General features: G+C 54.1%; 8 protein-coding genes and 1 pseudogene. 3 read left to right on the forward strand and 6 right to left on the reverse strand.

Annotated elements, in window-relative coordinates; translation table 11 throughout:
* Window positions 1-314: 314 nt before the first annotated feature.
* From B7449_RS12775 to B7449_RS12785, 3 genes and pseudogenes are all read right to left on the reverse strand, one after another.
* Window positions 315-1,069, reverse strand: a pseudogene (locus B7449_RS12775) (IS5 family transposase); the annotation flags it as partial.
* Window positions 1,070-1,113: 44 nt separating this feature from the next.
* Window positions 1,114-2,025 (reverse strand): sulfite exporter TauE/SafE family protein, encoded by a 912-nt coding sequence (locus B7449_RS12780; RefSeq protein WP_010509936.1) that lies wholly within the window; start codon window positions 2,023-2,025, stop codon window positions 1,114-1,116.
* Window positions 2,026-2,215: 190 nt separating this feature from the next.
* Entirely contained in the window at window positions 2,216-3,613 is a 1,398-nt protein-coding gene (locus B7449_RS12785; RefSeq protein WP_025440171.1) for a sensor histidine kinase, read from the reverse strand.
* Between the two features lie 453 nt (window positions 3,614-4,066).
* On the opposite strand from B7449_RS12785, the gene B7449_RS12790 reads away from it, so the two are divergent.
* Window positions 4,067-4,753, forward strand: a complete 687-nt coding sequence (locus tag B7449_RS12790) for a response regulator transcription factor (protein WP_007396728.1) — start codon at window positions 4,067-4,069, stop codon at window positions 4,751-4,753.
* Between the two features lie 431 nt (window positions 4,754-5,184).
* On the opposite strand, the gene B7449_RS12795 is transcribed toward B7449_RS12790, so the two are convergent.
* The 3 genes from B7449_RS12795 to B7449_RS12805 all read right to left on the reverse strand — a co-directional run bounded on the left by B7449_RS12795 (window position 5,185) and on the right by B7449_RS12805 (window position 7,198).
* Window positions 5,185-5,892, reverse strand: a complete 708-nt coding sequence (locus tag B7449_RS12795; RefSeq protein ID WP_039736193.1) for a VIT1/CCC1 transporter family protein — start codon at window positions 5,890-5,892, stop codon at window positions 5,185-5,187.
* Window positions 5,882-6,463, reverse strand: coding sequence for a cytochrome b (locus tag B7449_RS12800; protein ID WP_025440172.1), 582 nt, complete (start codon window positions 6,461-6,463; stop codon window positions 5,882-5,884). The genes B7449_RS12795 and B7449_RS12800 overlap by 11 nt, the downstream gene beginning before the upstream one ends.
* A 246-nt stretch (window positions 6,464-6,709) precedes the next feature.
* Window positions 6,710-7,198, reverse strand: a complete 489-nt coding sequence (locus B7449_RS12805) for a hypothetical protein (RefSeq protein ID WP_039736192.1) — start codon at window positions 7,196-7,198, stop codon at window positions 6,710-6,712.
* A gap of 569 nt (window positions 7,199-7,767) precedes the next feature.
* Here B7449_RS12805 and B7449_RS12810 point away from each other — a divergent pair.
* Entirely contained in the window at window positions 7,768-9,309 is a 1,542-nt protein-coding gene (locus B7449_RS12810) for a carbohydrate porin (RefSeq protein ID WP_025440173.1), read from the forward strand.
* 89 nt (window positions 9,310-9,398) lie between these two features.
* Window positions 9,399-10,153, forward strand: a protein-coding gene (locus B7449_RS12815) for an IS5 family transposase (protein WP_095666530.1) whose coding sequence is annotated in 2 segments (ribosomal slippage) — window positions 9,399-9,729 and window positions 9,729-10,153 — 756 coding nt in all. Because the reading frame shifts where the segments join, the coding sequence is not laid out codon by codon here.
* Window positions 10,154-10,205: the final 52 nt, after the last annotated feature.

Below are 10,205 nucleotides of genomic sequence, written 5' to 3' on the forward strand. Positions count from 1 at the left end.
CGTCACTTCACAGATGAGTCAGAGACAGTAGCCCTTGGTATTACTGGATCTCACTAGTGGTTCAGGATAATGTGTTTGCTCACTTTTCCATCCTGGCATGATGCCTCCCTCAAACAGTTGATAGAACATTTGAAGCCGTCGATGAAAAAAATGTCACTGTAGTCATAGTGAATCTCGTGTGAAGTAAGATTCATATAATCTTCAGGTGCAAAGTTCATTTTGTTGCGGGTAATATAATGATAGCGGACGTTATTATTATTACGGTGTTGAAAGATTTTTACCAAAGTACGGACGGCTTCTAGGCTCGGGACACATAGCCAGAACATGACGGTTGCGGTGAGACAGATGGCTGAGAAGAAGACGGTCGGGCATCTGTTGTAGCGGGTTGCAACCCGCCGCCAGCCCTTGAGCCTTCCGAATATGATCTCGATGCGATTGCGGCGTTTATATTTTCTCTTGTCGTATCTGACCGGTTTTCCGCGAGATTTCTGTCCTGAAATGCAGGGCTTTTATACCTTTTGCTTCCAGGGCGTCCCTGAACCAGTCGGCGTCATCCCCGCGATCTCCCGGCATCCATTGTGCTTCAGGAAGACTATCCAGCAGGGCAGCGGCATCGGTATAATCGCTTATCTGTCCCGCAGTCATGAAAAAGCTCAGCGGTCGCCCACTCTGGTCGGTGATCGCATGCAGCTTCGTGTTTATGCCCCTCTGGTGCGGCCGATCAAGCGACCTGGATCCCCTTTTTTAGCCGCACGCTCGAAGCCGTGCGGTGTGCCTGGAGATACGTCGCATCAGTCATGATGGTCTGGGGCTCTGCCTTTCCGGCAGCCAGACCGTCCATCATCCGGGCGCAGATCCCCATGGCGCCCCAGCGCTTCCAACGGTTTTAGAGCGTCTTATGTGGACCGTATTCCCGGGGCGCATCGCGCCAGCGCAAGCCGTTCCGATTGACAAAAATGATGCCGCTCAGCATTCGGCGGTCATCAACGCAGGCTCTACCATGGCTCTTAAAGAAAAAGGGCCGCAGACGCTCCATTTGTTCGTCCGGCAGCCAAAACAGGTCGCTCATCTCCAGTCTCCTCACAGAGCCTGAATCAGATTCCCGCACTTAAATCAATGGGTTGTTATCATAGGGGATGAAGCCAGTCTGGAAAGCACTCGGGGGCTCAACTCGCGTTCATCACCATTTTCCCATTCGACCGCGAAAGTGTGTTGTCGCCATGACACGGACGCTGCGGCTTCATGGGCTACGTGGGCGAAATGCACCGTGACATTTGCCTGCCGCGCTAACTGACTACTGGCGGAGATCACCATCATGACACCCGCCACGACCATGGCGGCATGACCAATATGGTGAAACAGGCGATCATGCAGGTGCGGCAACAGGTACTTCATGATTATTGATGACAGAACCGCCGCCGCAGCAACAGCGATACCCGCAATGCTGGCCCGGGTATTCAACAGGCCGAACTCAGCGTAGAGAGCGATCTTGAGCACATGCAGCATGATTTCGTTGGCCGCGCGGGTTGCGACGATTTCTTCCTTCCGCAGACCAAGTCGATAATAAAACCCATTGAACACCAGGCCGACCGCTCCGGTAAAACCGGAAATGAAGCCGGCGGTAGCACCCAGCACGTGCAGTTCGATAGCGTGGGGCGTTTTCACAGTGACCTGGGGTGCAGGCTTGCGAAAGAGAAGGGGAAGATTCCCCATCAGGAATACGCCAAGAAGCAGCGACAGATAGGCTGGCTCCATACGGCTCAATGCCCATGCGCCCAGGGCGGCGAAGGGCAACGCGGTGGGCGCAAAATGCCGGACGATGTCCCACCGGATCGCCTGCCGGAACGAGATGATGCGCGTCGCCGAACTGGCAACTGTCCCGATCGACAGGGCGGCTGGCACCTGAGTGCCAGGCAGCACCAGCCCCAGCAGGGGCATTAGGAGCAGCCCGGCACCGCCTCCCGACACGGCGCTCAGGCCAAATGCCGCGGCTGATGCAACCAGAATCAGGGACCAGAGCAGCATGGTTTGTATGAATCCCGATTTGGATCCCTGCTCGCCGGGACCGTTGCAGGCGGCCACATCGCATGGGCGCGCGGCATCATTATTTCTGGCGAAAGCTCACGGGGATGTCAGCTTACAATGCCCCAATCTTCAGTCGTATTTGCACATCTCTAACCAGCCAGGAGGTCTGCTGTCTATGAGGCCGTGAAGGCTAGAGCTCTATGGGTAATTTAACGATACACCTTACGCCAGGGTTGTTGTGAGACAAGACGATCGTGCCCCGGTGCAGTTGTACTACGGCTTTCACCATGGTAAGCCCTAGCCCGTTACCGTCATGCGTACGGCTTGTATCAAGACGGACAAAGCGGTCGAATACCCGAAGCATGGCTTCGTCCGGAATGCCTGGACCATTATCGGCTATTTCTATCGTGATGGTCTTGTCCGAAAGCATTATGGTCGCTGTGATGGTGGTCTGGTCGGGCGTATGGCGTACGGCATTCTCGATCAGGTTGGAGAACGCCTGCCGTAAAAGGACTGGATGACCGGTGACGGTAGGGCAGGCGGGAATGATTTCGGTTTCCAGGCGCTGTCCATTGTCTTCGATAACGGAGCGATACGGTTCTAGAACTGATTCCAGAAGTCGTGCGGGATCGAGGGGTTCCATTTCGTTGTTCCATGCCCCGGACTCAAGTTGCGCCAGCTTGAGCAGCGAGGAAAATATTTCCAATGCGGCATCCAGATCCTCGATTGCACACTCGACCTGCTCATGCATGGTATCGGAAGGTCCATGTGCCCCAATGGCGCGCTCAAGATTCTGGCGCATACGCGCCAGCGGGCGGCGCATGTCGTGCGCGATGTCATTGGAGACCTGTTTCAGACTTGCAATCAGGTATTCATTCTGGTCGAGCATCGCATTGAGGCTCTCCGAGAGATGATCAAGCTCATCATCCGTGCCACGTAGCGGGATGCGGCGAGACATATCGCCCTGCATGATGCTCCGTGCCGTCCTGCTTATCGTCTCGATCCATTTCAGGATCAGGTTGCTCAGGAAAAGGCCGCCTGCTACCCCTATCAGACCAAATCCTGCAATGCCCCACAGGATCGTTGTCCATAATGCGCGTTGGAGATGCGTCAGGGGCGAGGCATCCATGCCCACGAAGTAATAGCCGCCGTCATCAAGGCGATAACCTATTCCATAAACGATATCCTGGTTGATTTCTTTCGGCAGGCGATGGGACCATGCCAGCCAGCGTTCGCCCGGCACTGGTCGCAGATGCAGCATGTTGCCTGCGACAATGACCTGTCCGGGGTCCTGAAGCAAATAATGGAAACCGGGTTCATGTTCGATCAGTCCTTGCACAACTGGCAGGAGATGACGGACATCCGCAACACCAGCATCTGCAAATGTCTCATGGCTCTCGTTCTCCACTTCCCGGCGGATCTGCTGGCGCATGGTTGACTGGCTGTAAAGGCCTGACGTTATAGTCATGACCATGCCGCCCAATATAAAAAGACCGGCGAACAACGTGACGATACGAAACGACGTCGTGGCGATGATACGTCGTGTCTCCACATTTCGGCGTCGGGATATCCTATTCCACGACATCATTGGACATATTTATCATGTAGCGACATCCTCTCAGGATATGGATGACCGGACAAGATCCACCCGTCCCCGATCATGACAGGTCCGGTTGGCATAGGCTCCAGCCCTGTAGCCTGACTTTACCCCCAATGGTCTTTCCGCGTTAACCCCTTTGCCTTGTCCTGTCCGGAGAGAACTTACCGTCTTTTATTTTTTATATGCCTGCGCGTACGTAGTATTTGTTTTAATACCGTATAAAATATAATACATATACATCCACATTTATGATATGTATCACATGAAATATTGATATTATTTATTCTGTATTCAATTTGGAGACATGGTCGATACATTAAAAAATGCCAATAATTGTCTATCCATCGTCATGGATGGTGCCATGTAACAATGATTCTGATAACCTGATCAAGAACTCAGTCTCGCTGGGCGGGACATTAAATTTGTTGATTGGCCTGCTTCATGACGCTGGTAACACGCCCCCGCCTGCTTTTGGTTGAAGATGACCACGCAACTACGGATTACGTGCGGCAGGGACTGGAGGAAAGCGGAATTGACGTGGTTTGTGTCGCTAACGGGACCGATGGATCGCAGCATGCCCTGTCGCAAACGTGGGATATCGTCATTCTGGATCGCATGCTGCCTGGTCTGGATGGACTGACAATTCTCATGCGCATGCGCTCTTATGCCATCATGACGCCAGTCCTGTTCCTGACGACGATGGATGGCGTACCAAGCCGTGTCGCCGGTCTGCGGCATGGTGCGGATGATTACATGATCAAGCCATTTGCATTACGCGAGTTGGTCGCGCGCGTGCAGGTACTGCTTCGTCGATCATCTTCCTTCCAGCATACAACAATAATGAATGTGGCTGACGTTGAACTCAATCTGCTGACGCTTGCAGTGACACGGAATGGCGAAAAGGTTCTTCTGCAGCCTCAGGAACTAAAACTTCTGGAATATTTCATGAGGAATGCAGGCACGGTGCTTTCCCGGCAAATGTTGCTGAAGGATGTCTGGCATATGGATTTCCCGGTTCGTACGAACATCGTCGAAACGCATATTTGTCGTCTGCGGGAGAAACTGGGGCAGGATGGCCAACCTCTGATCCACACCGTCAGGGGTAGCGGTTATGTCATGAGTGCGTGACTCCCTGGCGGTATAGGATGATCTTGCATGCATGCCCGGTTCGGCCATCCTGGATGAGATAGGTACGCAAGCAGGATGACCATGGCGTGTAGGCAAATGCCTTTCGGTCCGACATCGTAGTCGGCCATTAATGATCGCAGCGACAACGGAATAGAGATCACTGCGCATATAATTCGCGTCCCGCAGGAGAAGCGGGGTTCCCATAGCCGCCTTGGGAAAGTATTCAAGGAAGTTGATGCCCACTATCTATTGCCGGGATAGCATAATCCCACAGACCTATTTCTATGTAATATTATATTGTTTTTGTCACGATATAAATGAAATGCAAGTCGCATGCAGAGCACTGAAACGACTGCCTTTGATAGCACAATTACAAGAAGTACATTCACGATATCATTCCATTCGTTCAATATACAGAAATATTTAATACATTATGTCTGTACCCCGAATATCCGGCCGATGGCAGCCGTCACGGCCATCGCTACGATGCCCCAGAATATGACCCGCATTGCCGGACGCCATGGTGAGGCCCCACCTGCACGCGCACCCACGACTCCCAATACCGCCAGACCAATCAGGGATACAGCGGATACACTCCACGAGACCACGCTGGCTGGCGACAGCAGGGCTGCCAGCACGGGCAGTATGGCACCGGAAGAGAATGCGCTAGCCGATGCAAAGGCGGCCTGTACCGGACGCGCCGCTGTCGCGTCCGAAATGCCGAGTTCATCGCGGGCGTGCGCCCCCAGTGCATCATGCTTCATGAGCTGAAGGGCAACCTTGCGTGACAGAATATCATCCAGGCCACGCTGACGGTATATCCCGGCCAGTTCGCTCACTTCAGCGTCCCAGCTACTGCCAAGCTCCTTTTTTTCGCGGGCGAGGTCAGCCTTCTCAGAATCCGCCTGCGAGCTAACGGACACATATTCCCCCGCGCCCATGGACATGGCCCCGGCAGCCAGACTGGAAATTCCAGCCAGCAGGATGCTCCCCTGTGTCGCATGGGCGCTGGCAACGCCGATGATCAGGCTGGATGTTGACAGGATACCATCATTCGCCCCCAGAACAGCGGCCCGCAGCCAGCCCAGACGGGAGGTCGCGTGGATTTCTTTGGGGCGCAGCGGTATTTTACTTTCCATATTCATCGGATACATTCCCTGTCAGCAGCATTCTCTGAAAAACATTGTCCCGGAGAATGAAGTAATGAAAACACGCGGCCAGCGCATGACCCGTGGCAAGCACGATGATCAGCCAGCCATTCCACTGGTGCAGCCAGTGCAGAATGCCGACTGTCGATGTCGGAAACCTGCCAAAGGGCGGCATGATCTGGATGGACAGGAAACTCATGGCCTGCCCATTGCCCCATCGCCACAGATACCCAAGGAGGATTTCCAGCAGGACTAGCCCATACAGGCTGTATTCCACGTAGCGCGCCAGCATGGCATCAAGCCAGCGATCGGCGGCGCGGATCTGCCGCCCCCAGCCTAGTCGCCATAGCAGGCGTGCGGGAAACAGAACGCTCAGTACCATGCCTGCCGTCAGGTGGGTCACCACCAGTTGATGGTGTAGCGGGTTCCGGAACAGGCCCCATAAATTCGCGGTTGCGAACTGCAACATGATAATGGCCGTGCATCCCCAGTGGAAAATGATTGTTGGTGCGTCATAACGTGCTGGGGAAAGGCCAGATTTGTATTTCATCCGAACGATCATATCACTCAAACATGACGCGAACCTGAACGATTGGCCGCCTTGCCGATACCTGCGGCCTGTTGGTGTTCAGACTGTAAAAAAAGAACGGAGATGGTAAACCCACGACGACACCGGCAGCGAGCAAGGAACCTGTATCCAGATAACTGTGTGGCGCCCGTCACCTAATGACATCGCAGAATATGTGCAAGCTACGGCCATTTTCGGTAAACCGGATCGCAAATGTGATGGACTGAGCGTGTTTCCCCATTATGGAATGGCACGCTTCCCCTGTGCGATCCGGTTCGCCAGATCGCCCCATAGGCGTGCTGTTGCAAGGTTGATGTCTGCCTTTACCGAAAAAGGAGACTGGGTGCGTGAGAAAGGAGAGAGGGACATCCGTTCGCCGATAACGAAATGCCCTTGTGAAAACAGCATGATGGACAGCGATCCCTGCTGGCCCTGCCCGATGGGGCGCATGACGGCAATACGCATATGGGGCGGCGGTATCGCAATGGTATGGAAAGCGCGTAGTTCTGCATCCCCCGAAGGACAGGCTACGCTCTCCAGCACCGCATCACGCAGGACGGAATGGGGATATCCGCCATACGTGCCGTCGACATGCAGCCGGATACCCTGTTCCACTGTCTCGCAAATACCGTTTGTTTCTGTTTCTGTTTCTGTTTCGGCGCGCGCCACACAGCCGGATATGCTGACTATCATCAGGATTGCCAATCCGTAATGCACTATCGATCTCATAATATTTGTCCGGCCTCCTGGCACCTGACCCTGGCCATGCCATCATGCCGATGCTCGCTGTTCTTGTAACACGCAGACATGACGTGAACCTGAACACGGAAAATAAGGTCACGGGGGAGACGCTGCTAGCAAGAGATCAGCCGTTATGAGCAATGGTAGGGCCGCCAATCCTTGTAGCAGGCAGCATGGTACTCAGTATTACCACGCATGCCGGCGATCATTTTGTGCAGGCAGCCAAAGTGAAAAGTCTGAATTGTTTTCCATAGAAGCGGCAGCCGCGATAATTTATTTTCCGCTATGTGTTTTCGTCCATCGCCAAAGCAGAATAGACACCTTTTTATGACCTTCAGGCATATTTTTTAAAAATAATAAATTAAATTACGAGAACGATATAATATCACAATTCTCTTTTATTCACATTGTGTCTTTAACAAAAACATCATGTTGTGGAAAGAAGACCGGGTATATGATATCTGTCTGGATTACGACCTTTTTTACGATAATATGAGAAACATTTGCGACCGTGCGAACTGACATCACGCAGGATTCCGGCGGTTTGCGTTACCCGATTGTTCCGGCGTGTATGTGAGGGAATTTTCTTCTGGGGCATCGGTGGTTTCATCTCCGTTGCGGGGCAGGCCCAGACCGCCATTGCGGGTGGGCAGGCCCATCTGGGCGCCAGTACACCTTTCTTGGCCCAGATTGACCCGGCGACCGTGCGTGATTCCTGGCAAGCAGGCGCAATCACGACCAGCCACAGCCAAGATACGCCGTCTGCCGGTGGGAGCCTGCTGGGGAATATGGGGGGACTGCGTCCATGGCTGGCCCGCTACGGCCTGACGCTGAGCATTCAGGACGTCAACGAGTTATGGGGTAGCGCCACGGGCGGGATCGGCAGTACCAATGGCGATGGCAGGGGATCGGGCACGGGCCCTTCCTATATCGGCATTACCATGCCGACCCTGATGGCGGATCTGGAAAGGATGATCGGGCTTAAAGGCGCGACAATCAACATCAGTGCCCTGCAGATCCGGGGACGTGCCGTCACTCAGGACCATCTGGGCAATTTCAACCCCATCAGCGGATTTGAGGCGGATCGCTCCACCCGCCTGTTTGAACTTTGGTACCAGCAGTCCTTTCTCAGGGGCGCGCTGGACGTCAAGATCGGCCAGCAGGATCTCGATACGGAATTCCTGATCAGCGATTACGCGTCCCTGTACCTCAACGCCAATTTCGGATGGCCAATGGGTCCTTCGGTCAACCTTTATGCTGGCGGTCCTTCATGGCCGCTTGCAGCTCCCGCAATCCGGTTGCGCTACCGACCCGGTGAAAAATACACATTCATGTTCGCGGCGGCGGATGACAATCCGTCGGGTAATCAGGATAGCAGTGTCTTTGGCGTGACCGGAAACCCGGCGGACCCCACCAGCCAGACCATAAGGGATGGAAGTGGCACGCAGTTCAATATGGGAACCGGCGCGCTACTGATTACCGAAATTCAGTATGCCTTCAATCCTCAATCTGGCGACAGTGGACGCGCGGCCAGTCATCCGGGCCTGTCAGGCGTTTATAAACTTGGAGGCTATTATGATACGGCACGATTTCCGGATTATCGATATAACACACAGGGACTGTCTCTTGGCGCGGATGGTGGTACACCCCGCTGGGATCGGGGAAACTGGCTGATTTACGGGATAATCGACCAGTTGATCTGGCGTCCGTCGCCTGATGCATCACGCGCACTTGGCCTGTTTGTCCGGGCGACGGGTAATAGTGGTGATCGCAATATCATAAGCTTCGCCATTGATGCCGGCCTTAACCTGAAGGCGCCCTTTTCAGGCAGGACGAATGATACACTTGGTCTGGGCTGGGGTATCGGTCGCGTCACATCAGGCGTGCGTGCCTATGATCGCGCGCGCGGTGCCCTGGTGCAGGGAAACGAAAATCATTTTGAACTGACCTATCAGGCCCAGATCACACCATGGATGGTCGTGCAGCCCGATTTCCAATATGTCCTGAACCCCTCGGGCGGCACGGGAGATCCATCCTGTCCGACGCACCGGATTGGTAATGAAGCCGTATTCGGGTTGCATACCAATGTGAATTTCTAGGGCGTGTCGTCAGTTAGCATCTGACGGCATGAGGCTTGTACTCCCGTTTGATCTGTGATGTTTTCTCCCTGTTTTCAGGGAGAGAATGAATGCGACGATATGGCCTGAGTGACAGCCAGTGGGAACGGATAAAAGATCTTCTCCCGGGTCGTGAAGGCCATGTCGGCGGAACGGCTGCCGATAACCGTCTGTTTGTGGAAGCGGTTCTATATCGTTACCGTGCCGGCATTCCTTGGCGTGACCTGCCTGTCCGTTTTGGTGACTGGAAAAACGTCCACCGGCGACTGCGTCGCTGGTGCGAAGGCGGCGTGATCGAACGGATTTTCCGGCATCTGGCCGCCGATCGTGACAACGAATATATGATGATCGACAGCACGATTGTCCGGGCGCACCAGCACAGTGCGGGTGCCCGTAAAAAAGGGGCGCGGATCAGGCTATCGGGCGGTCCCGTGGCGGACTGACTTCGAAAATCCACGCTATTGTCGATGCTGCAGGAAAGGCGGTTGTCCTGTCCCTGACGCCCGGTCAAAGAGCGGACATCACGGAAGCAGGTCCCCTGCTGGATGAAGTCGACCCTGCAGCTTTTATCGCCGACAGGGCTTATGACGCCGATCCGCTTATCGAAAAGATCGAAGAACGGCAGATCACACCGGTTATCCCTTCAAGGAAAAACCGACGTAATCCACGAAAAATCAGCTTCCTGCTTTACAAAAACAGAAACATCATTGAACGCTTCTTCGCCAGGCTGAAGCAGTTCAGGGGCGTTGCAACACGCTACGACAAGCTGAAGTCAACATTCCTCGCAGCAGTGCAACTCGTTTCCGCCATCATCGGAATTAACTGACGACACGCCCTAGCAGCCTGTCGGGTTGGGGTACCCTGTGAAGGGGTAAGGC

The organism is Komagataeibacter intermedius TF2 (genome assembly GCF_000964425.1).
GTDB classification, from domain to species: domain Bacteria; phylum Pseudomonadota; class Alphaproteobacteria; order Acetobacterales; family Acetobacteraceae; genus Komagataeibacter; species Komagataeibacter intermedius.

Bases quoted from the DNA above. Each gene is read 5' to 3' on its own strand.
- B7449_RS12780 (WP_010509936.1), bottom strand. From the start codon at position 2,025: ATGCTGCTCTGGTCCCTGATTCTGGTTGCATCAGCCGCGGCATTTGGC.
- B7449_RS12785 (WP_025440171.1), bottom strand. From the start codon at position 3,613: ATGATGTCGTGGAATAGGATATCCCGACGCCGAAATGTGGAGACACGA.
- B7449_RS12790 (WP_007396728.1), top strand. From the start codon at position 4,067: ATGACGCTGGTAACACGCCCCCGCCTGCTTTTGGTTGAAGATGACCAC.
- B7449_RS12795 (WP_039736193.1), bottom strand. From the start codon at position 5,892: ATGGAAAGTAAAATACCGCTGCGCCCCAAAGAAATCCACGCGACCTCC.
- B7449_RS12800 (WP_025440172.1), bottom strand. From the start codon at position 6,463: ATGATCGTTCGGATGAAATACAAATCTGGCCTTTCCCCAGCACGTTAT.
- B7449_RS12805 (WP_039736192.1), bottom strand. From the start codon at position 7,198: ATGAGATCGATAGTGCATTACGGATTGGCAATCCTGATGATAGTCAGC.